General features: G+C 67.7%; 18 protein-coding genes and 2 pseudogenes. 11 read left to right on the top strand and 9 right to left on the bottom strand.

Going from position 1 to position 20,573, the window contains the following annotated elements; genetic code table 11:
- The first annotated feature begins 5 nt into the window (after window positions 1-5).
- The 4 genes from GFD21_RS04690 to GFD21_RS04675 all read left to right on the top strand — a co-directional run bounded on the left by GFD21_RS04690 (window position 6) and on the right by GFD21_RS04675 (window position 3,174).
- Entirely contained in the window at window positions 6-1,643 is a 1,638-nt protein-coding gene (locus tag GFD21_RS04690; protein WP_163196786.1) for a DUF3825 domain-containing protein, read from the top strand.
- Window positions 1,644-1,813: 170 nt separating this feature from the next.
- A complete protein-coding gene (locus GFD21_RS04685; RefSeq protein WP_163196785.1) occupies window positions 1,814-2,134 on the top strand; it encodes a FitA-like ribbon-helix-helix domain-containing protein in 321 nt (106 codons plus the stop codon).
- A complete protein-coding gene (locus GFD21_RS04680) occupies window positions 2,118-2,546 on the top strand; it encodes a type II toxin-antitoxin system VapC family toxin (RefSeq protein ID WP_191996862.1) in 429 nt (142 codons plus the stop codon). The genes GFD21_RS04685 and GFD21_RS04680 overlap by 17 nt, the downstream gene beginning before the upstream one ends.
- A gap of 118 nt (window positions 2,547-2,664) precedes the next feature.
- Window positions 2,665-3,174, top strand: a complete 510-nt coding sequence (locus GFD21_RS04675) for a YbjN domain-containing protein (protein ID WP_163196784.1) — start codon at window positions 2,665-2,667, stop codon at window positions 3,172-3,174.
- A gap of 48 nt (window positions 3,175-3,222) precedes the next feature.
- Here GFD21_RS04675 and GFD21_RS04670 read toward each other — a convergent pair whose 3' ends face one another.
- The 5 genes and pseudogenes from GFD21_RS04670 to GFD21_RS04655 form a co-directional block, all read right to left on the bottom strand.
- On the bottom strand, window positions 3,223-4,932 hold the full coding sequence (locus tag GFD21_RS04670) for a tetratricopeptide repeat protein (RefSeq protein ID WP_163196783.1): 1,710 nt from the start codon (window positions 4,930-4,932) through the stop codon (window positions 3,223-3,225).
- Window positions 4,933-4,961: 29 nt separating this feature from the next.
- Window positions 4,962-5,543: a hypothetical protein gene (locus GFD21_RS04665; protein ID WP_163196782.1), complete on the bottom strand. Its 582-nt coding sequence runs from the start codon at window positions 5,541-5,543 to the stop codon at window positions 4,962-4,964.
- Between the two features lie 59 nt (window positions 5,544-5,602).
- Window positions 5,603-5,836 (bottom strand): annotated as a pseudogene (locus GFD21_RS11420) (ABC transporter C-terminal domain-containing protein); the annotation flags it as partial.
- A 122-nt stretch (window positions 5,837-5,958) separates the two neighbouring features.
- Window positions 5,959-7,873: pseudogene (locus tag GFD21_RS04660) on the bottom strand (ABC-F family ATP-binding cassette domain-containing protein); the annotation flags it as partial.
- 42 nt (window positions 7,874-7,915) lie between these two features.
- Complete coding sequence (locus GFD21_RS04655) at window positions 7,916-8,680, bottom strand: type 1 glutamine amidotransferase (protein ID WP_163196780.1); 765 nt, start codon at window positions 8,678-8,680, stop codon at window positions 7,916-7,918.
- Between the two features lie 159 nt (window positions 8,681-8,839).
- Here GFD21_RS04655 and cysS point away from each other — a divergent pair, with 159 nt between their 5' ends.
- The 7 genes from cysS to trmD all read left to right on the top strand — a co-directional run bounded on the left by cysS (window position 8,840) and on the right by trmD (window position 15,992).
- Complete coding sequence (cysS, locus tag GFD21_RS04650) at window positions 8,840-10,489, top strand: cysteine--tRNA ligase (RefSeq protein WP_163196779.1); 1,650 nt, start codon at window positions 8,840-8,842, stop codon at window positions 10,487-10,489.
- A 91-nt stretch (window positions 10,490-10,580) separates the two neighbouring features.
- Entirely contained in the window at window positions 10,581-12,218 is a 1,638-nt protein-coding gene (gene ffh / locus GFD21_RS04645) for a signal recognition particle protein (protein ID WP_163196778.1), read from the top strand.
- A 168-nt stretch (window positions 12,219-12,386) separates the two neighbouring features.
- Window positions 12,387-13,427, top strand: coding sequence for an endonuclease/exonuclease/phosphatase family protein (locus GFD21_RS04640; protein ID WP_163196777.1), 1,041 nt, complete (start codon window positions 12,387-12,389; stop codon window positions 13,425-13,427).
- Window positions 13,428-13,630: 203 nt separating this feature from the next.
- A complete protein-coding gene (gene rpsP / locus GFD21_RS04635; RefSeq protein WP_163196776.1) occupies window positions 13,631-14,089 on the top strand; it encodes a 30S ribosomal protein S16 in 459 nt (152 codons plus the stop codon).
- Between the two features lie 89 nt (window positions 14,090-14,178).
- Window positions 14,179-14,412 carry an RNA-binding protein gene (locus tag GFD21_RS04630; RefSeq protein WP_163196775.1) on the top strand — a complete coding sequence of 78 codons (234 nt, stop codon included), beginning with the start codon at window positions 14,179-14,181 and terminating at the stop codon, window positions 14,410-14,412.
- 55 nt (window positions 14,413-14,467) lie between these two features.
- Window positions 14,468-15,082 (top strand): ribosome maturation factor RimM, encoded by a 615-nt coding sequence (gene rimM / locus GFD21_RS04625; protein WP_163196774.1) that lies wholly within the window; start codon window positions 14,468-14,470, stop codon window positions 15,080-15,082.
- Window positions 15,083-15,158: 76 nt separating this feature from the next.
- Entirely contained in the window at window positions 15,159-15,992 is an 834-nt protein-coding gene (gene trmD / locus GFD21_RS04620) for a tRNA (guanosine(37)-N1)-methyltransferase TrmD (RefSeq protein ID WP_163196773.1), read from the top strand.
- 58 nt (window positions 15,993-16,050) lie between these two features.
- Here the strand turns inward: trmD and GFD21_RS04615 are convergent, their stop codons facing one another.
- From GFD21_RS04615 to rpmB, 4 genes are all read right to left on the bottom strand, one after another.
- Entirely contained in the window at window positions 16,051-16,650 is a 600-nt protein-coding gene (locus GFD21_RS04615) for a nitroreductase family protein (RefSeq protein WP_101621814.1), read from the bottom strand.
- A gap of 75 nt (window positions 16,651-16,725) precedes the next feature.
- Window positions 16,726-17,328 (bottom strand): 16S rRNA (guanine(966)-N(2))-methyltransferase RsmD, encoded by a 603-nt coding sequence (gene rsmD / locus GFD21_RS04610; RefSeq protein ID WP_163196772.1) that lies wholly within the window; start codon window positions 17,326-17,328, stop codon window positions 16,726-16,728.
- 103 nt (window positions 17,329-17,431) lie between these two features.
- Window positions 17,432-19,978 (bottom strand): ATP-dependent DNA helicase RecG, encoded by a 2,547-nt coding sequence (locus tag GFD21_RS04605; protein ID WP_163196771.1) that lies wholly within the window; start codon window positions 19,976-19,978, stop codon window positions 17,432-17,434.
- Between the two features lie 152 nt (window positions 19,979-20,130).
- Window positions 20,131-20,325 (bottom strand): 50S ribosomal protein L28, encoded by a 195-nt coding sequence (gene rpmB / locus GFD21_RS04600; protein ID WP_163196770.1) that lies wholly within the window; start codon window positions 20,323-20,325, stop codon window positions 20,131-20,133.
- Between the last annotated feature and the right edge of the window lie 248 nt (window positions 20,326-20,573).

Below are 20,573 nucleotides of genomic sequence, written 5' to 3'. Positions count from 1 at the left end.
TCATCATGCAGGACCAGAACACCATCGCATCGTCCCACAAGGTCACGGTGGACATGGAGACGGCGGTCTCGGTGCGCGACGCGCTGTTCGGCGACGGCACCACGTCCATCGGTTCCATCCTCGCCGGGAAGAAGCTCAGGAAGGCCGGCGTGGACTACGCCGGGTACAGGCTCATGGAATTCCTCCGCATGGTGGAGCTGCACGGCGTCATCCACATCGCACCGGACCCCGACGCCCCCACCATCACGCCCCAATACCTCATCACCCCGGCCGAGGCGGCGCCGGAGACGACTCCCGCATCCATGCCCGCACGGCCGGCCGAGGCGCAGGCGACCCCGAACCGGCCGGCCGAGGCCTCCCCGTCGCTGGAACGGTACATGGACGCGGGCACGGCGTTCGCCGACTGGGTGCTCACCCCCTCCACGTCCATCGCCCGACTGTTGCCCCGCATCGGCGCGGCGACCGAGCCGGCCGACTTCCTGAACGACGCCTGGGCCAAGGCCCTCGACGATCATGCCGTGACCGTGACCGACGACGGCGAAAGCGCCGTCTTCACCGCGCAGACGGACGGACGGGCGCCCGGCGGCGCGACGACGCTGCGTCTGACGGTGAAGCGCTCCCGCCCGGACTCGCGTCTGCCGTTCTATCTCAGCCGCGTGGACGCGGCGAACGGAGCGGGTGCCACGGCCGCCAGGGACACGCTGCGCACGTTCGCGTTCCTCGGCGGCGCCAACCCCGAATCGCCCGATTCCTACCAGGCGAAGATCGACGGGCTCGCCGCCATGGCGCTGCCCGAGAACTGGGAGATGCCGGGGCAGCAGCACGCGCACGCCCTGCTGGCGACCTACATCACCTACACGTTCCACCACCTGCACAAGGAAGGGAAGATCGTCTTCAACAAGGACGTCCCCTCCGGCTTCGCGGCCGTCAACACCGGACTGGTGGATCGGGGCTCCTACGAGCCGATCTACATGGTCTTCGACCACAACGTGTGGACGTACGGCAACCCGCAGATGCCGAAATGGCATCTTCAGGGGTTCTGCGTACTGGGCAACGGCCAGCTCGGCAAGCAGATGAGCCGGAACCTGCCCGCCCGCAACGGACGTCCCGAGCTGCCCCGCCGGGCCTCGTACTTCAGGAACCTGAGCGACGTGCTGCTGGACATCCAGGACCGGGACATGCTCCGGGTCGACTACAGCCACATCATCGGGGACAACATCGGCCGCCTCCCGAAATCGTTCCTCGAGCGCGAGATCCACCCGGATTCGCCGGCGCGCCAGCGCTTCGGCGAACTGCCGGAAGACCCCCAGGACCCCGCATGGAAAGCCTTCGGCCATGCCGTGCTCGAGGATGCGCACACCTTCCGGGCCCTGCGCATGCGCCTGGAACTCGCCATCGAACAGACGCTGGTGCGTGTCGGCCTCGACTACAAGGTGGCGATCCCCTCCTACTACCCCACCACCGACAGCATGCAGTTCCTGCTGCCGGTCTGCCTGAACGACCATATGGACGCGGACGTGGCGCTGGTGGTGCAGTCCCAGTCCAACGGCACGGCCCAGGCGCACACCATCCTGACCCTGCCGATGGCGTTCGTCAATGCCCGTACCATCTGCAAGCCGGACAGCAGCTGGCTGAGCATCTGAGCGTGCGACGTTCCGTCACTCCGGCCATCAGCACCGGGCAGGGGGTTGGGAATGTCGAGCGACATCCCCAACCCCCTTTCCCTTGCCCTCATCTGCTAGCATTGTGCTTGCATATATGACTGCATGATGACAGCATGACGGTGTTGTCATGGCGAAACGGCGAGGAGGCAATGATGAGCACGAGTGAGACGACCGGCACCATCACCGTCCGCAAGGTGCCCGCGGACTGCCTGGACACGCTGAAAAGGATGGCGAAGGACAACAACCGCTCCATGGAGGCGGAGGTGCGTTCGCTGCTGGAGGACTGCACCACCGAATATCTGGCGCACCGCATCACCACCTCCGCCGACCTCGTGGCGGAAATGCAGCGTCTGCTCGACGGCGATGGCCTCGGCCCGGACGAGGAGCTGTGCCCGCCGCGCAACACCTACGATTTCGGCCCACGCCCCGTGGACCTCGGTCTTGGAGACGACGATGATCACCGTCCTTGACACCAACGTCATCAGCGAAGTCACCAGCAGAAGCCCCATGAACGTCAACGTCCGCGATTGGGTCATATCGCAGCGTCTTCAGACCCTTCACACCACAAGTATCACCATCGCCGAGCTGCTGTATGGCGTCGCCCTGCTGCCGGAATCACGCAGAAAAGAGACGCTCAAACAGACCACGTCGGCGATCATCGACAACTTCCGGCATAGAACGCTGTCCTTCGATGCCGCGTCCGCATCGCACTATGCGGCCATCGTCGCCACACGACGGGCATCAGGGCACCCCATAGGAACACAGGATGCGATGATCGCGGCGATCGCACGGGCGCACGGCGCGACCGTGGCGACGCGCAACATCAAGGATTTCGAGGGCACCGGGGTCGCACTCGTCAATCCGTGGGAGTACACGGGCTGACGGCCGCCACGCCGGTTGCCTGACGGTTTCCGGCGGTTTTCCGGTGGAGCTCCCGTCCGATACGCCTATATGAGACATCGGGCGGTACAGGAAGCCGCCCCGCACCGAAAGGAAGACCATGACCTCGCGCCATAACGAGCGACTCCAGGACCTCGTGGCCCGGTTCCTCGAATCGAAGGACCTGCGCTACGGCGTCAATTGGGAGACCGGCAGGTTCATCTGCCGCATGGATATATCCGAAACGTACGCCCCGACGCCCGGGCAGATCGACAGGCTCTCGCTGGTCGTCACCTTCGGCCCCAATGCCGGCAGCATCACGTTCACGACGATCCTGCCTATCCTCCCGGAAGCGCCCAGCAGATCCTGCGTCGCCGATCTCATCGCGATGGTGAATCACGAGAACGCCGGGCTGCGGATGGGTGCCTTCCTCATCGACGAGGACGACGGCACCATCATGTTCCGCATCGGGGTACCGTGCATGGGCGGCGATCTGCCCTCGATGGAGACGCTGGAGTTCATGCTGGGCAGCGCCGTCCTCATGTGGCCGCGGGTCGGCGACCGGTACATCGATCTGCTGACCGAGCACCGGCGGAACGAGAACAGCGAAGAACGACGACGGGAACAGTGACGTGGACGGGTGACCGCCGGCGTTATAGTTCTCCGGCGGTCACCCACGTCACCGTTCGTCATCAAGCAGCCGCAGTTGCTCGGTGATGTCCTTGATCAGATCCCTGTCGGGACGGGAACAAAGCTCGGCCAAACGCAGCGCCTCCGTCCATTCCCGCTTCGCCTCCTCGTACCGACCGGTGCGATAGTACAGATAGGCAAGATCCTTCAGACAGATGATAAGGGCGGATCCCCATACGTCAGGACAGTCGTTGGGATGCTGCTGCGCACGCTCACGGCACAATTCAATCGATTCCTTGTACACGTTTTCCGCTTCATCGAATCGACCTGCGTGCTCATACAGGACCGTGAGGGAGCACAGATTATCGGCGAGAAAACGGTCCCATGGATCGGGATTGCACCGACCAAGTTCTCGATCCAGCCTGATTGCCGCTTCGTATGCTTTCGCGGCCTCGTCGATACGGTCAACATCCCAGTACAGGTTTGCAAGGGCCCCCAACCCTAATGCGAGGTCACGATTCCGATGATCGGGATTCTCACGTACGAGCCGTTCGAGATCAGGAACGCGTGTCAATACGCTCACCAGCTGGTCGTAATCTTCTTGATCGTAATAGTATCTGGCGAGATGACTCTGGGCGATGACTCCGAGGCGGAACTTGAGCTCGAGGTCGGCGGCAGCCTTGAGTACACGTAGGCGTTGCTCGCGGTTGGCGGGGGTGTCGGGCTTTGACCACAGGGCACTGTCTCTGGCGAGGAGTTCGGCGACGCGGTCGCGTAGGTTGTCCTTATGCTTCTCGGCGAGACGCGTGTGCAGTTCGGCGGCCGCTTGTTCGGCACGGTACGCGGATGCGTCGTGCTCGGCGTCCGCCGTGATGGCCTCGAGGTCGAGGATCTCGAGCGCCCGGTCCGTATCGCCGTCCTGGAGCGCGTGGTAGGCGTCCGTCAGACGCGCGGAGAGCGGGCGCCCGCCGTCGTTGACGGCGGCGATGTCGTTCAGCAGGCGCAGGTAGTCCTCGTACGCCCGTTCGAGCTCCCTAAGGAGGGACGCATGCTCGGACGCGACCCGTGCGTACCGGTCCCTCAGCTCGTCATCATCCCGGTCGTGCCGGTATTCCTCGCGCAGGGACCGGTACTCCAGATCGCAGTCGCGGTAGCGGTCGTCGAGCTCGCGAATCCTGCGATAGCCCCGGTAGGAGGCCACATCGTTCAGGTCGATGTCCAGACGTCGGCCGTCGAGATACACGGCCGTGCCGTCGCCGTCGCCGCGGATCTCGACGCCCGCACCGGTGTCGAGGCACCTGACCAGCAGCAGGACCATGCCGAGCTTGAGGGAGTCGACGTGGGGGTACTTGTTCCAGAAATGCCCGTATCCGTCCGACAGACGCGAACGCAGACGCTCCAGCCCGGGAGTCACCTCTCCATCGGGCGGGTCGCGGAACCAGGTCGCCACGTACGGGCGTCCCGGCCGCCCGTGTTCGCCCCGTTCGCGGGTCAGGCCGATCAGCCGTTCGAGCTCGTCGGCGACCTGCGGGTCGACCCGGGTCAGGAACAGGAACACGCACAGGTCGCAGCCCTCCATCAGACGCCGGTTGCCCTCCCGCACCTCGGGGTCGGGCTCGTGCGGGTCCCAGTCCACGACCTTGAGATCCACGCCCCGGTCCAGGTACAGGTCGGACAGGCCGGACAGCAGGTCGCGCACCCCGCGCCGGTCCGCGTCCAGCTCGCCGTCCGCCACCATGAACACCAGCACACGCGCCATCGCGTCTCCCTCCGACACCGCACATCCTATCAAAACAGGGTGGCGATGGTTTCGCTTCCGAGGCCGTCGACGACGAGTCTGGTGCGGCCTTGGGCATCGGGCTTCCGCTTGATGGGAAGCTCCAGTCCGATCGACTGCAGGGACCGCACCACGGCGACCATGAGTTCGTCGCGCGTGGCGTAGGTGACGGGCTGGATCTCCTCGTCCACGGCGCCCAGGGTGGCGATCGTGTCGAGCAGGAGCCGCAGTTCCGGCGTGCGTGTTTCGCCCGGGGCGAGGCCCCTGACGAGGACGGCGATGTGCGGCAGACCGGTCCTGGCCCGTTGCGTAAGCGCCACGTAGAGCTCGTGCATCGTCCATTTGCCGCAGCGGGTGTGGAACAGCAGCAACGCCAGTTCGCTGTCGCGGATGTAGCGATCGTATTCGGCCTGCGTGGAGTCCGTGCGCACGATGCCAGGATCGTACTCCCACTTGTACGGCCGCAGCGTGACGGGCTCCCCATGCGCCGTGGTGTCGCCGTTGCGCAGTTTGAGGAACAGGTCGCCGATGCTCACGCGGTCGTCGTACAGCTCCTCGGAGGAGCAGACGCTTATCCTGCAGTTCCGCATCATGCCGTCCTCCTCTCCCCATCAAGTCCCGCGGGAGGGACGTACCTGCCGAACACGTCCGTCTACCGGCCGAGCTGCTCGGACAGGTCCATCCATTCCATGGTGAGCTCGTCGGACTCGTCGGCGACGGCCTTGAGCCGGCCGTTGAGCTCGTTGAGCCCCTCGTAGTCGCTCGGGTCATGCGCGGCCATCCGCGATTCGAGGTCGGCCTTCTGCTCCTCGAGCTTGTCGAGCTTGCGCTCGATCGCGGCGACGCGCTTCGAGGCGTCGTGGAACGCCTTGCCGGTGAGCTTCGGCTGTGCGGCCGCGCCGCCGTCCGAGCCGGCGTTCTCCATGGCATCCGGAGCGGATACCCCCGCCGGGGCCGTTCCGATGGCGGCCTCCTTCGCGGCGGCGGACGCCTTCGCGGACGTCCGCCCGGACCTGCCGCCGGTGCCCGCGAAACCGGGGGCGTCGTCGGGCAGGCCCTTGCCGTTTTTGATCGACTCGACCATGTCGAGGTAGTCCTGCACGCCTCCGGGCAGGTGACGCACCTTGCCGCCGATCAGCGCGAACTGCTGGTCGGTGACGCGTTCGAGCAGGTAACGGTCGTGGGAGACGACGATGAGCGTGCCCGGCCACGTGTCGAGCAGATCCTCCATCACGGCGAGCATATCGGTGTCGAGGTCGTTGCCGGGCTCGTCCATGATGAGCACGTTCGGCTCGTCGAGCAGGATGAGCAGCAGCTGCATGCGGCGCTTCTGGCCGCCGGACAGGTCGCGGATCGGGGTCATGAGCTGCGCCGATTCGAAGCCGAGACGTTCCATGAGCTGGCCTGGCGTGACCTCCTTGCCGTCCACGATGTAGCTCGGCTTGTAGCGCGACAGCACTTCCTTGATCTTGTACTTGCCGAGCTTCTCGAGTTCGTCGAGCCGCTGGGAGAGCACGGCGAAGCGCACGGTCTTGCCGATGTTCACGTGGCCCACGGTCGGGGTGAGCGTGCCGTCGATGAGCTTGAGCAGCGTGGACTTGCCGGCGCCGTTCGCGCCGACGATGCCGAATCGGTCGCCGGGGCCGATGAGCCAGGTCACGTCGTCGAGGATCTCGCGGCCGGAAACGGTCACCTTGCGCGCGGCGGACGTGCCGGCGGCACCGTCCGCGGCCGCCACGGCGTCGTCCACGCCGATGGACTCGCCGCCGGTGTTCATGCGGCGCACGGCGCGATCGTCGTCCGACGTTGCGGCGCCGCCCTCCGCCTCGGCCTTCGCGCGCACCTCCTCGGCGGCGGCGACCGCCTCGGGCACGCCGGCGTCGACGAGACGCGGGTCGGTCATGTCGGTGACGGCCACCTCGACGGAACCGTGCGGCTGCGGTTCGGCGTACATCGGCTCCACCACGTCCACGCGCGAGGCGGAGTCGGCGAGCGCGGCCGCGTCCGGATCGACCTCGACGGCGGTCTTCTCGAAGATCTGCGTCACGTCGACGAGGTCGACGACCTGCTTGCCGAGACGCGAGGTCGCCATCTGCTTGAGCTCGAGCGTGTTGCGCATCGGCGGCACGTCGGCGATGAGCTCGCGCGCGGCCTTGACGTGGAACTTCTGCTTGGTGGAGCGGGCTCGGGCGCCGCGCGACAGCCAGGCGAGCTCCTTGCGTGCGAGGTTGCGGCGCTTCGTCTCGCGCACGTCGGCCTGGCGGTCGCGTTCGACGCGCTGGAGCATGTACGCGGAGTAGCCGCCTTCGAACGGTTCGATGACCCCGTCGTGCACCTCCCACATGGATTCGCACACCTCGTCGAGGAACCAGCGGTCGTGGGTGACGAGCAGCAGCGCGCCGGCGCCCTTCGACCAGCGGTTCTTGAGGTGTTCGGCGAGCCAGTGGATGGTGACCACGTCGAGGTGGTTGGTGGGCTCGTCGAGCGCGAGGATGTCCCAGTCCTTGAGGAGCAGTCGGGCGAGGTCGGCGCGGCGGCGCTGGCCGCCGGACAGGGAGCCGACCTTCGCGTCGAGGCTCATGCCGCCGAGCAATGCCTCGACGATCTCGCGGGAGGTGTTGTCGGACGCCCATTCGTAGTCGGCGCGGCCCTCGAGCGCGGCCTCGCGGATGGTGGCGTCGTCGTCGAGCGGGTCGCGCTGGTCGAGCATGCCGAAGGTGAGTCCGCCGCGCTTCGTCACGCGGCCGGAATCCGGCTCCTGGGTGCCGCGGAACAGGTAGAGCAACGTGGATTTGCCGTCGCCGTTGCGGCCGACGATGCCGATGCGGTCCCCTTCGAACACGCCCTGCGTCACGTCGGTGAAGATGGTCTTGGTGGCGAAGGCGAGCGAAACGTGTTCCAGTCCAATATCGTAAGTCGGCATAAGCCACTAACTTAGCGCCACCACCGGGCATGGGCCGGGAAATCAGCAGATGACCGGGTCCTTAGGGGCGGCGGCCTCCGCCTCGCGGACGAGACGGCGCGCGTAGCTGTTGCAGCGGGCGGCGAAGCCGGTGAACACCTGGTCGGCGAGCGGGTGGAGCAGCGGGTTGTATTGGGCGAAGTCCTCGCGCAGCTTCGATTTGGAGCCGCCGGCGGCCTTGAGGTCCTTGACCATGCTCGGCTCGTCGAGCCACTCCTCGAGCAGGGCGGAGCTCACCTCGAGATGGAACTGGAGGCCGAGGGCCGATCCGGCGCGGAACGCCTGCACCTTGGTGAGGGGCGAGCGGGCGAGCACTTGGGCGCCTTCGGGCAGGCCCACCACGTCGTTGTGCCAGTGCAGCACGTTGATCTGCTTGTCCCACATGGAGAAGTAGTCGTGCTTGTCGACGCGCTTGATGGGGCCGAAGCCAATCTCGGGCCTTTCGCCGCGGTGGAGCTTCGCGCCGAGCGCGGTGGCGATGATCTGGTGGCCCAGGCACACGCCGAGCACCGGCTTGTTCACGGCGATGGCCGCGCGCGCCAGCTTCGCCTCGGCCTTGAGCCCGGGGTGCTTGTCGTAGTCGGTGGCGCCCATCGGCCCGCCCATGATGACCACGCCGGCGACCTCGTCGAACGAGGGCAGGTCGGGTTTCTTCTTGTCCACCACGTTGAGGATCTGGTAGCCGAGCCCGATCTCGTCGAAGGCGGTGGCGATGCGACCGGGCTTCTCCCATGGGACATGTTGCAGAACAAGCACTTGTGGCGTCATGCCTCCTATTGTGGCACGACCCACGTAAACGGCGTTCCGTCGCGCCGCCGACCGTTTCACCGTCCGGGCGCGGGCCGGCCGCGCGTCATAGATTCCGCCTATCGCCGACCCCGCATGCCGCCTTGCGCCCGTCGCCTTCCGCACATACTCTGTTGACTTATGGGAAACAGCCAAGAACCGCATGATTTCAGCACTTCCGTGATGCCCAGCGCGTTCACTCCGGTGAAGGTCGCCAAGGCCGCCGCGGGCCTCAAGCTCTACGACACCGCCTCGCATATGACGAGCGTGTTCACGCCGATCAAGCCCGGCGAGGTGGGCATCTACGTGTGCGGCGCGACGGTGCAGTCGTCGCCCCACATCGGCCACATCCGCGCCGCCGTCGCGTTCGACATCGTGCGCCGTTGGTTTTTGAAGCTCGGCTACAAGGTCACGTTCGTGAGGAACGTGACGGACATCGACGACAAGATCCTCGACAAGGCCGCCGCCGCGGGACAGCAGTGGTGGGCGCGCGCCTATTACTACGAGCGCGAGTTCACGCACGCCTACGAGACGCTCGGCGTGCTGCCGCCCACGGTCGAGCCGCGCGCGACCGGCCACATGTCCGACATGATCGACCTGATCGAGCGCATCATCGCGAACGGCCACGGCTATGTGGTGACCGACGCGGACGGCAGGCCAACCGGCAACGTGTACTTCGACGTGGCGTCGTGGCCGCACTACGGCGAGCTGACGCACCAGAAGCAGACCGCCGAGGTGGACGAGGCGGCCGCCGTGGCCGACCGCATGGGCCCGTCCGTCGACGCCGCCGGCGACGACAAGTACAATCCGGTCGACCCGGCCGACGCCTCCCCCGACAAGCACGATCCACGCGATTTCGCCCTGTGGAAGGCCCCGAAGGACACCGACCCCGAGGACGCCCGCTGGTCGACGCCGTTCGGCACGGGCCGCCCGGGCTGGCACATCGAATGCTCGGCGATGAGCCACCGCTACCTGAAGGACGGCTTCGACATCCACGGCGGCGGCCTCGACCTGCGCTTCCCCCACCACGAGAACGAGATGGCGCAGACGCGCGCCGCCGGCTACGATTCGGCCGCCCGCTGGATGCATTCCGCGTGGGTCACCGCCAAGGGCGAGAAGATGTCGAAGTCGCTGGGCACCGGCCTGTCCGTGCCGAGCGTGCTCGCCGAGCATTCCGCGTGGGTGGTGCGCTACGCGCTGGGCTCCGTCCAGTACCGTTCGATGCTGGAATGGTCCGATCAGGCGCTCGTCGAGGCGCAGGCCGCGTACGACCGCATCGCGAACTTCATCGAGCGCGCCGGCGTCGCGCTGGGCGGCCAGCCCTCGCGCGACGAGATCGGGGCCGTCTCCGCGGACGACCTGCCGGCCGACTTCACGGCCGCGATGAACGACGACGTGAACGTCTCCGGCGCGACCGCCGCGATCTTCACGGCGATCCGCTCCGGCAACACGCTGCTCTCCAAGCTCGCCGACCACGCCGACTCCGACGAGGCCCGCGCCGAGGTGCGCGCCTCGCTCGTCGCCGTGCGCGCGATGCTCGACACCCTGGGCCTCGACCCGCTGGCCGAGCCGTGGGTGTCCGCGGGCGCGGCCGGCGGCGCGGGCGACGGCGCCGACGAGTCGCCGGAGCATGTGGCGCTGGAGAAGCTCATCGGCGAACAGCTCGCCGCCCGTGCCGAGGCCCGCAAGGCGAAGGACTTCGCGAAGGCCGACGCGATCCGCGACGCGCTGGCCGAAGCCGGCATCGCCATCGAGGACGGCCCCCAGGGCTCCACCTGGAGCCTCAAGTAGGCTTCCGCCGCCATCACCCTCACGGGACCCGGATGCCGCATGGTGTCCGGGTCCTTCGTTTTCCCCCGCCACGGCTAGACTGTTGCCCATTATGGCAGCATTTAGTTCTTTGACTGACAAGCTCTCGAATGCGTTCAAGCATCTGAAGAGCAAGGGCAAGCTTTCCGAGACGGACATCGACGGCACGATCCGCGAGATCCGCCGCGCGCTGCTCGACGCCGACGTGGCGCTCGAGGTGGTGCGTCCGTTCACCGCGCGTGTGCGCGAGCGCGCGCTGGGCACCGAGGTGTCCGATGCGCTGAACCCCGCGCAGCAGGTGGTCAAGATCGTCAACGAGGAGCTGACCGCGATCCTCGGCGCCGGCGTGGATCGTCCGCTGAACTTCGCGAAGAACCCGCCGACGATCATCATGCTCGCCGGCCTGCAGGGCGCCGGCAAGACGACGCTCGCCGGCAAGCTGGGCTACTGGCTCAAGGACGCGGGCCACACCCCGCTGCTGGTCGCGGCCGACCTGCAGCGCCCGAACGCGGTCACGCAGCTGCAGGTGGTCGGCGAGCGCGCCGGCGTGCCGGTGTACGCCCCGGAGAAGGGCGTGCAGTCGGACGGCGGCGAGGCGGTCGCGGCCCCGGACCAGACCTCCGGCGATCCGGTGAAGGTGGCGCGCGATTCCATCGAATTCGCCCGCCAGAAGCTGTACGACACGGTGATCATCGATACCGCCGGCCGCCTGGGCGTCGACGAGGAGCTCATGCGGCAGGCGCGAGACATCCGCGACGCCGTGAACCCGAACGAGATCCTGTTCGTCATCGACGCGATGATCGGCCAGGACGCGGTGCGCACCGCGAAGGCGTTCGACGAGGGCGTGGACTTCACCGGCGTGGTCCTGTCCAAGCTCGACGGCGACGCCCGCGGCGGCGCGGCCCTGTCGGTCGCGAGCGTGACCGGCAAGCCGATCCTGTTCGCCTCGAACGGCGAGGGCCTGAAGGACTTCGAGGTCTTCCACCCGGACCGCATGGCCTCCCGCATCCTCGACATGGGCGACATCCTCACGCTCATCGAGCAGGCGCAGAAGCAGTTCGACGAGGCGCAGGCCCGCGAGGCGGCGCAGAAGATGGCCGAGGGCGAGTTCGGCCTGGACGACTTCCTCGAGCAGCTGCAGCAGGTCAGGAAGCTCGGTTCGATGAAGTCGCTGCTCGGCATGATCCCGGGCATGGCCCAGCATCGCAAGGAGCTCGAGCAGTTCGACGAGCGCGAGATCGACCGCACGGAGGCGATCATCCGTTCGATGACGCCCGAGGAGCGCCGCAATCCGAAGATCATCGACGGTTCCCGCCGTGCGCGCATCGCCTATGGTTCCGGTAACACGGTGTCGGCCGTCAACGCGCTGCTGCAGCGTTTCGAGCAGGCGGCGAAGATGATGAAGCGCATGTCGAACCGCGCGGGCGGCGGCATCCCCGGCTTCGGCGGCCCCGCTTCCGGCGGCAAGAAGAACAAGAAGGGCAAGGGCAAGAACAAGAAGGGCCGTTCCGGCAACCCGATGAAGCGCGAGGCCGAGGAGAAGGCGTTGCGCGATCGTCTGTCCGGCAGGAAGTCGGGCGGCGCCTCCGGTTCCGCGTTCGCCAAGCCGCAGAACCCGGCGCTGCCCGCCGGCCTGCAGCAGGCGCTGGACGCGAACGGCGGCGAGCTTCCGCCGAACTTCGGCGGCGGTCTGGCCGGTCTGCTCCACTGACGCATGACGACCGTGGGAACGCCGCCGATCGGCTTCTTCCCACGGTCGTTCCACGGCCCCCTCACGGCGAGGGGGCCTCTTCGTATTCATATCCGTATTCGTTCCCGTGTCCGTTCCGGGGTCCCGTCGGATTCCGCCGGGGTCCCGTCGTCGAAAGGTTGTTGATTCATGCTCGTCTGGTTCCTGTGGGGCGTGATGCTCGTCGGTTCGGTGTGGGTGCTGCTCAGCCAGTTGTCCGCCGGCATGGAGGCGCGCATGCCGTTCCCGTATATGATCGCGTTGATCCCGTTCCTGTGGGTGCCGTTGGTCGCGTGCGCCGCGGTGGCGGCGTATCTGCGCGAGTGGGGCGCGATGTGCTGTCTGCTGGCGGTGGCGCTGTCCGCGTCGACCCGCCGCATCGCGTATTGGGGCACCGACCCGCACCCCCGCCGTGAAACATCACGTGAAACACATTCCGACTCCCGTGAAACGTCTCGTGAAACACCTACCGAAGCGTCATCGGCGGAACCGCCGTCGTCGCTCACGCTGATGACGCTCAACTGCCGTTACGGCCGCGCCGACGCCGGTGCCATCGTGCGCGAGGCGCGCGACCGTGGCGTCGACGTGCTCGCCCTGCAGGAGGTGACCGACGGCCTCGTCGCGCGTCTCGACGCGGCCGGCATCGCCGATCTCCTCCCCTACCGGCGGTCCGGCGAGGCGAAGGAGACGGACAACGGCGGCTACAACATGGTGTTCTCCCGCTTCGAGCCGCAGGACTCCACACCGTCCGCGGTCGACATCCCGGCGGCGGACGTCCCCGCGGTCACGCTGGCGGCGGCGGGCGGGCGCACCGTCACGCTCGCGTCCGCGCACCCGAAATCCCCGATGCGCGGCCCCCGCGACTGGTCGGCCGGCATCATCGGGCTCGGCGCGCTGGCGAAGTCTGCATACGTGGGCGACCACGGCACCGTCGTGGTGCTCGGCGACCTCAACTCCTCCACCGACCATCCGAGCTTCCGCAGGCTGCTGGCCGCGGGATTCCGCGACGCCAGCCTGACCCAGGCGAAGGGGCCGAACCTCACGTTCCCGCGCTGGCTCGTCTGGCCGCGCATCGAACTGGACCACATCCTGGCCACGCGCGGCGACGCGACGTTCTCGCACGTGTCCTCGTTCGTCGTGCCCGACACCGACCATCTGGCGCTGACCGCCAGGATCGGGTTCAAGGGCTGAACGGGCCGCCGCGCCCCAGACCGGACTCCGAGCGGCATCCCCCGCGTGTCGCCCGGTCCGGGGCGCGGCGCTATAATGGGCCAGTTATTCGCGCGTGCGTGGCGCCCTCTACACCCCGTGCCGCGAGGAACACGTGGGCTCGGCGAGCTGCGCCCCACAATGCGAACCGAACACACACCCCTGAATATTTAAGGAGAGCCACTTTGGCAACCAAGATTCGTCTGAAGCGCATGGGTAAGAAGTTCTACGCGTTCTACCGCGTGGTCATCATGGATTCCCGTACCAAGCGCGATGGCCGCGCCATCGAGGAGATCGGTACCTACGATCCGAACACCCAGCCTTCCACGATCAAGATCGACTCCGAGCGCGCCCAGTACTGGCTGGGTGTCGGCGCCCAGCCGACCGAGCAGGTCTACAAGCTGCTGAACATCACCGGCGACTGGCAGAAGTTCAAGGGTCTCGACGGTGCCGAGGGCACCCTGAAGACCGTTGAGGCCGGCCCGGATGCCGCCGCCCGCGTCGAGGCCGTCGACGCCGAGGCCCAGAAGCTCAAGGCCGCCAAGTCCGAGGCCGAGGCGAAGGCCAAGGCCGAGGCTGAGGCCGCTGCCGCCGCCGAGGAGGCCCCGGCTGAGGAAGCCGAGGCTCCGGCCGAGGCCGAGTGAGCCACGCCGCAAGGCGCCCCTACGACGAATGCGCCTTTCCTCGCAGTAATGTGAGGGAAGGCAATGTCGCATAGAAAGGCTGACTGATCATGCTCGCACAGGCAGTGGAACACCTCATCAAGAACATCGTCGACTTTCCGGATGACGTATCCGTCAAGTCCCACGAGAACGCGCGCGGCGAGCTGCTTCGCGTGCGCGTGAACCCGGAGGACATCGGCCGCGTCATCGGTCGCTCCGGCCGTACGGCCAACGCGATCCGCACGGTGGTGCAGGCCTTGGCCGACCACAAGGTGCGCGTCGACATCATGGACGTGCGTCGCTGACGCCCCGTCCATAGGCGGAGCCGATATAGGTACTCGATAGGGTACACTGCTTGGCATGGCAGATCAGAACATGCATGACGACCCTCAGCAGCCCGAGCTGCTGAGGGTCTGTCGTATCGGTCGCGCGCAGGGCATGAGGGGCGAGGTCACCGTGCAGGTGTTCACCGACGAACCCGAATGGCGCTTCGAACCCGGCAGCGTGCTGTATTCGCGCGACGGCGGAACCGAATACGTGGTGGAGTCCTCACGCACCTTCAAGAAGCGCTGGATCATCAAGCTCGAGGGCTGCGACGACCGTAACGCCTCCGAGGCGCTCAACGGCACGGAACTGTACGGCGAGGCCGACGACCCCGACGAGATGCTCGAGGCGGACGAATGGTATCCGAAGGACCTCATCGGGCTTGAGGCCCGCATGGCGGAGGGCAACGGGATCGGCGCCGAGGACGGGCTTGTGGTCGGCAAGGTGGTCGACGTGGTCGACTCCCCCGCCCAGTCGCTGCTCAAGATCCGTCTGACCGAACCGGTGCGGGTCGGCGAGGCCAAGGACGGCACGCCGGTGTTCGAGAAGACCGCGCTCGTGCCGTTCGTCGACGAGCTCGTGCCGGACATCGACCTGGAGGAGGGCTATCTCACCCTCGATCCTCCGGGAGGGCTGATCCCGGGGCTCTGACCAATCACCGTCGACTCCGCGAACACGGCGGCGGCCGGTGCGTGCGCATCGGCCACTGCCTGTAAGGTGGGGACTCATGAGAATCGACATCGTATCCGTGTTCCCCGAGTATTTCGACGTGATGAACCTGTCGCTGATGGGCAAGGCGCAGGAGAAGGGCCTCCTGAGCATCGCCACGCACAATCTGCGCGATTGGACCCATGACGTGCATCATTCGGTCGATGACACCCCGGTGGGCGGCGGCGCCGGCATGGTGATGAAGCCGGTCGTCTGGGCCGAATGCCTCGACGAGCTGCTGGGGCTCACGGAGGACGGCGACGATGCGCAGGCCTCCCAAGACCGGGCCTCCCAAGACCGGGCCCCGGTGCTCATCTTCCCGAACCCGTCCGCGCCGCTGTTCACCCAGCGCGATGCGACCGAACTGTCGCACGCCGACCACCTGCTGTTCGGCTGCGGCCGCTATGAGGGCTATGACGCGCGCATCCCCGAGTACTACCGCTCGCGTGGCGTGGACGTGCGCGAGTATTCGATCGGCGACTATGTGCTCAACGGCGGCGAGGTGGCGACCTCGGTGATGCTGGAGGCCATCACGCGCCTCATCCCGGGCTTCATGGGCAACGCCGACTCCATCGTCGAGGAATCCTACACGGGCGCCAACGCCCTGTTGGAACACCGCCAGTACACGAAGCCGGCGGAATGGCGCGGCATCCGTGTGCCCGACGTGCTGCTGTCCGGCGACCACGGCAAGGTGGACCGGTTCCGGCGCGACGAGGCGCTGGCGCGCACGGACGAGATCCGCCCCGACCTCATCGAAAGGCTCGACTGCAAGACGTTGGACAAGGCCGACCGCAAGACCCTGATGGCCCTGGGCTGGGAGGTCTCCGCCGCCCATCCCAGGAGAATGAAGTAAAAAAGTCCGGTTCACGATTCCGGCCGTTGCGGAATCGTGAACCGGAAACCACTGGGGTTTACAGGCCGAACACCTTGACGCGGTCGTCGGCCGGCTGCTTCTCGACCGGGCCGGCCGGCTGGGCGACGACGCCGAACGGCATCTGGGCCTGGAGCTTCCAGCTCTTCGGCAGGCCGAACTCGGCGGCGACGGCCTCGTCGATGAGCGGGTTGTAGTGCTGCAGGGAGGCGCCCAGGCCCTTCTCGGCGAGGGCGGTCCACACGGCGAGCTGGAGCATGCCGGCGGCGTCGCGGGCGAAGCCCGGGAAGTTGGCGGCGTAGGCCGGGATGTTCTCCTGCAGCTGCTTGGTGACGTCCTCGTCGTCGTAGAACAGGACGGTGCCGTGGCCGGCGGCGAAGGAGTCGATCTTCGCCTCGGTGGACTTGAAGGCCTCCTCGTCGTTGACGACCTTGCGCAGGGTCTCCTTGACGATGTCCCACAGCTTCTGGCTGGCGTCGCCGAACAGGACGACGGCGCGCTGCGGCTGGGAGTTGAAGGCGCTCGGCACGTCGACGACGACCTTCTTGACGAGGTCGGCGATCTCCTGGTCGCTGATCGGCGAGGCGTCGGTCAGCGCGTACTGGGAGCGGCGGGTTTCAAGGGCGGTGACGAAGGACATGGTTTCCCCTCTTTCGTTCGTGGTCCGGATGCGCATGCCCATGCGGCATCCGCAATATCTCGTTTCGAGATATGACTATACATGCATGTCACGATTCGAGGTATCTTCGGCGTGTTCGATGTAGTACACGGCGGTCTCCCCGTAATCGCGGTCGTCCGTGATCTCCCATCCTTCCGGGGCCGTGGGACGCTCGGACCGGGCAGACCGTTCGAGCACGATCACCGTGCCGTCGCCGGCCGCGCCGTTCGCCGCCAGATCGGCGAGCAGCCGGTCGCACGCCTCGGTCTCGAACGCGTACGGCGGGTCGATGAAGATCACGTCGAACGGCTGCGCGGCGGCGCCGGACGCGTACGCCTCGGCCTTGCGCACGACCACGAGCGCCGCGAGTTCCGACGTCCACGAACGGTTGCGCTTGAGCTGTGCGATGGTCTTCACGATGAGCGCTGCCGCCGGCTTCGACGCCTCCACGGCGACCAGTTCGCGGCCCCCGCGCGACAGCGCCTCGATGCCGAGCGCCCCGGTGCCGGCGAACAGGTCCAGCACACGGGCGTCGTCGAGCACGCCCCACGCGTCGAGACGAGAGAAGATCGCCTCCTTGGTACGGTCGGTGGTGGGCCGGGTGCCGGTCTTCGGCGTGGCCAGCGCCACGCCCTTGAATCGTCCTGAAATCACGCGCATGGCTACCGACTCTAGCGGTACGCCACGTCGTCCGCCCTCCGGCACGGCACCGCCCCGCCTCGCCCCCCCTCCCGACAACGGGAGGCGCCGGAGGCCATGGACGTCAGTTGGAGGTGAGGAAGGTCTCGTTGCCGCGCGTGAAGTCGAGCACCGCGCCGGCGAGCTGCGGCTCGTGAGCGAGCTCCGGGTCGGCGGCCAGCAGCCGCTCCGCCTGCGAGCGCGCGTCGGCGATGAGCTCCGCGTCCTTGACGACGCGCAGCAGTTTGAGGCTCGATTTCGCGCCGGACTGCGCGTCGCCGAGCACGTCGCCCGCGCCGCGGAACTCCAGGTCGGCCTGCGCGATCTCGGCGCCGTCGAGCGAATCGTGGATGACCTCGAGCCGCGCCTCGCCCGGCGTGCCCGGCTCGGCGCGCGAGACGAGGAACGCCCAGCTGTTCGTGCCGCCACGCCCCACGCGGCCGCGCAGCTGGTGCAGCTGGGACAGGCCGTAGCGGTCCGCGTCGAAGATCACGATGCAGCTGGCCTGCTTCACGTCCACGCCCACTTCGATGACGGTGGTGGACACGAGGATCGGCGTCTCGCCGGAGGCGAAACCTGCCATCACCTGCGTCTTCACGTCGTCCTTGTCACGGCCGGTGAGCGTGGCGAACCGGATGCCGGCGAACTGCGGCAGGGCCTTGAGCCGCGCCGCGATCTCCGCCACCGAATGCAGCGGCGGGCGTGCGACGGCCTCGCCGTTCTCGTCGAGCGTCTCGTACGCGTCGTCGATGCCGTCCCGCATGGACTCCCCGGCCCGGCCCCCGCGGGAGCCGTGGCCCGCCGCCCCGTCATCCTCGTCGGCGTCGATGCGCGCGCACACGATGTAGGCGCGCTCCCCCGCGTCGATGCGCGCGCGGATATGCGCGAACATGCGCCCCATCGTGCGCCCGTCCGCCTCGTTGACGACGACGGTGCGGATCGGCTTGCGCCCGCCGGGCAGTTCGGTGAGCCACGAGATGTCGAGGTCGCCGAACCAGGTCATCGCGGCGGTGCGCGGGATCGGCGTGGCGGTCATGACCAGCAGGTGCGGCGCCGTGCCGTCCGCGGCCTTCGTGTTGAGCGATTCGCGCTGTTCGACGCCGAAGCGGTGCTGCTCGTCGATGACGACGAGCGCGAGCCTCGGCGCCTGGAACGTCTTGGAGAACGCGGCGTGCGTGGCCACGATGATGCCGGGCGTGCCGGCCGCGGCGGCGGCGAGCGCCCTGCGCCGCGCCGCGAGCCTCATGCCGCCGGTGAGCAGTGTGACCGGCACGGATGGTTCGGCGGCGCCACTGGAGGCGCCCGCCGGAGCGGCTTCGTCCATCGCGGCGATCATGCGCGTGATGGTCTCGACGTGCTGTTCGGCGAGCACCTGCGTGGGCGCGACGAGCACGGCCTGGTATCCGGCGCCGACGGCCTGCAGCATCGCGGCGAGCGCCACCACGGTCTTGCCGGAGCCGACCTCGCCCTGCAGCAGGCGCTGCATCGGCGTGTCCTTCGCCATGTCGGCGGCGATGTCGTCGATGACGTCGCGCTGGCCACCGGTGAGCGTGAACGGCAGCGACGCGATGAACCGGTCGCGCAGCGGCGTGCGCGTGGCGCCTTCGCCGGCCGCGTCGCCGCCCGGCTCCCCCGCGTCGAGCGGGCAGGGGTGCGCGGCGGATTTGTGCGCGTTGCACCGCGCCTCGAGCAGCGCGGTCTGGCAGACGAGCGCCTCCTCGTAGCGCAACGTGTCGATGCCCTTGCGGAACGCCTCCACGCTGGCGGGCTCGTGGATGGCGCGGAACGCCTCGGCGCGGTGCATGAGCCCGCGTGCGGCGCGCACCGGTTCGGGCAGGATGTCCGGCACGGCCCCGGCGAGCGTGCCGGCGAACCGTTCCTCGTCGTCGTGCGATTGCAGGGCGATGTCGTCGGTGCCGGGCGCGGCCATGTCGCGGCCACCGAGCGCCCACATGAGGCTCAGGATCGTTTCGTGGATGCGTTCGCTGGACAGGCGCGCGGACGCATGGTAGACGGGCCTCGGGCGGGTCACGCGCGCCATGGCCTCGGCGACCGTCTTCGCGTCATACGACTGCGCCGCGGGCCGCACGGCGGCGTATCCCGCCGACATGGCGACATCGCGCCACGGGTCGCCGGCCGGCGCCGCCGTTCCGGCGTTCCCGACCGGTACGGCCGGATCGGCCGGGGCGACGGTGAGGACCTGCGGATGGCTGAACTGCAATTGGCCCATGTATTCGGTCGGCGTGCCGGCCACGACCACGGTGGCGCCGGCGGCGAGGCGGCGCGCCATCCAGTCGAGGTACCCCTTCTTGCCGGAGAAGAACACGAGCTGCGCCCGCCCGGCGGGCACGCCGCGCGCGGCGGCGAATCCGGAGTCGTCGACGTCGGCGACGAGGCGCATGTTGCGGCGCTGCCCGGCGATCACACGCGAGGACCGCACGACGCCGGCGAACGCCATCGCCTCGCCGACGCGCGCCTCGCCCACGGCGCGGGCCGGCACCGGGTCGGCCACGCGGAACGGATAGTAGGTCAGCGCGTCGCCCACGGTGACGACGCCGAACGATTTGAGCGTGGACGCGCGCCGCTTGTTCGCCAGCAGCGCGGCGATCGGAGTGTCCAACGTGATGCCCATAGCGGTCCATTCTCCCCATACGCGCGGACTCGCCCCACGGCGACGCCCCCCGCCACGACGATTCGCCGCGGAGATGCGCGATCCGCGCAAAACAAGCGAAGCCCCATCGGCGAACCGATGGGGCTTCGAGCGTTAACGCACTATTCGCGCACTCACGCAACCACGCGCTGGACCTTGCCGGCCTTGAGGCACTTGACGCACACGCGGACGCGGACGTTCTCGCCGTCGATCGTGGTGCGCACGGGCTGAAGGTTCGGGCGGAAGGTGCGCTTGTTGCGGATATGCGAGTGAGACACGGTGTATCCGACCTGCGGACCCTTGCCGCACACTGCACAACGAGCTGCCATGATGGACTCCCTTTAACCTTGACTGTCAAGTCTTTTTCGCGTTCCGGCCGGGCACGCACGCATAGGCGAACACGCTTAGCCGAACACACAACTTCACGAATATATCCCAGCATGGCGACAAACGCAACCGCGGCGTGGTATCCTATGCGCCCGCACTCCCCCGATACCCGACGCCGACGGGGTGCGCCGTCCATTGCGCCATGCGACGATGCGCCTAGAATCACGGGAAACCGACGGTTCACGGTCTA

Source organism: Bifidobacterium platyrrhinorum (assembly GCF_010667645.1).
Taxonomy (GTDB): Bacteria; Actinomycetota; Actinomycetes; order Actinomycetales; family Bifidobacteriaceae; genus Bifidobacterium; species Bifidobacterium platyrrhinorum.
The sequence above is the reverse complement of the archived record's forward strand: the minus strand, read 5'-3'. Positions and strand labels throughout refer to the sequence as shown.

What these genes read in the sequence shown, in the direction of transcription:
- GFD21_RS04690 (WP_163196786.1), top strand. Translation starts at nt 6, where the DNA reads ATGCAGGACCAGAACACCATCGCATCGTCCCACAAGGTCACGGTGGAC.
- GFD21_RS04685 (WP_163196785.1), top strand. Translation starts at nt 1,814, where the DNA reads ATGATGAGCACGAGTGAGACGACCGGCACCATCACCGTCCGCAAGGTG.
- GFD21_RS04680 (WP_191996862.1), top strand. Translation starts at nt 2,118, where the DNA reads ATGATCACCGTCCTTGACACCAACGTCATCAGCGAAGTCACCAGCAGA.
- GFD21_RS04675 (WP_163196784.1), top strand. Translation starts at nt 2,665, where the DNA reads ATGACCTCGCGCCATAACGAGCGACTCCAGGACCTCGTGGCCCGGTTC.
- GFD21_RS04670 (WP_163196783.1), bottom strand. Translation starts at nt 4,932, where the DNA reads ATGGCGCGTGTGCTGGTGTTCATGGTGGCGGACGGCGAGCTGGACGCG.
- GFD21_RS04665 (WP_163196782.1), bottom strand. Translation starts at nt 5,543, where the DNA reads ATGATGCGGAACTGCAGGATAAGCGTCTGCTCCTCCGAGGAGCTGTAC.
- GFD21_RS04655 (WP_163196780.1), bottom strand. Translation starts at nt 8,680, where the DNA reads ATGACGCCACAAGTGCTTGTTCTGCAACATGTCCCATGGGAGAAGCCC.
- cysS (WP_163196779.1), top strand. Translation starts at nt 8,840, where the DNA reads ATGGGAAACAGCCAAGAACCGCATGATTTCAGCACTTCCGTGATGCCC.
- ffh (WP_163196778.1), top strand. Translation starts at nt 10,581, where the DNA reads ATGGCAGCATTTAGTTCTTTGACTGACAAGCTCTCGAATGCGTTCAAG.
- GFD21_RS04640 (WP_163196777.1), top strand. Translation starts at nt 12,387, where the DNA reads ATGCTCGTCTGGTTCCTGTGGGGCGTGATGCTCGTCGGTTCGGTGTGG.
- GFD21_RS04630 (WP_163196775.1), top strand. Translation starts at nt 14,179, where the DNA reads ATGCTCGCACAGGCAGTGGAACACCTCATCAAGAACATCGTCGACTTT.
- rimM (WP_163196774.1), top strand. Translation starts at nt 14,468, where the DNA reads ATGGCAGATCAGAACATGCATGACGACCCTCAGCAGCCCGAGCTGCTG.
- trmD (WP_163196773.1), top strand. Translation starts at nt 15,159, where the DNA reads ATGAGAATCGACATCGTATCCGTGTTCCCCGAGTATTTCGACGTGATG.
- GFD21_RS04615 (WP_101621814.1), bottom strand. Translation starts at nt 16,650, where the DNA reads ATGTCCTTCGTCACCGCCCTTGAAACCCGCCGCTCCCAGTACGCGCTG.
- rsmD (WP_163196772.1), bottom strand. Translation starts at nt 17,328, where the DNA reads ATGCGCGTGATTTCAGGACGATTCAAGGGCGTGGCGCTGGCCACGCCG.
- GFD21_RS04605 (WP_163196771.1), bottom strand. Translation starts at nt 19,978, where the DNA reads ATGGGCATCACGTTGGACACTCCGATCGCCGCGCTGCTGGCGAACAAG.
- rpmB (WP_163196770.1), bottom strand. Translation starts at nt 20,325, where the DNA reads ATGGCAGCTCGTTGTGCAGTGTGCGGCAAGGGTCCGCAGGTCGGATAC.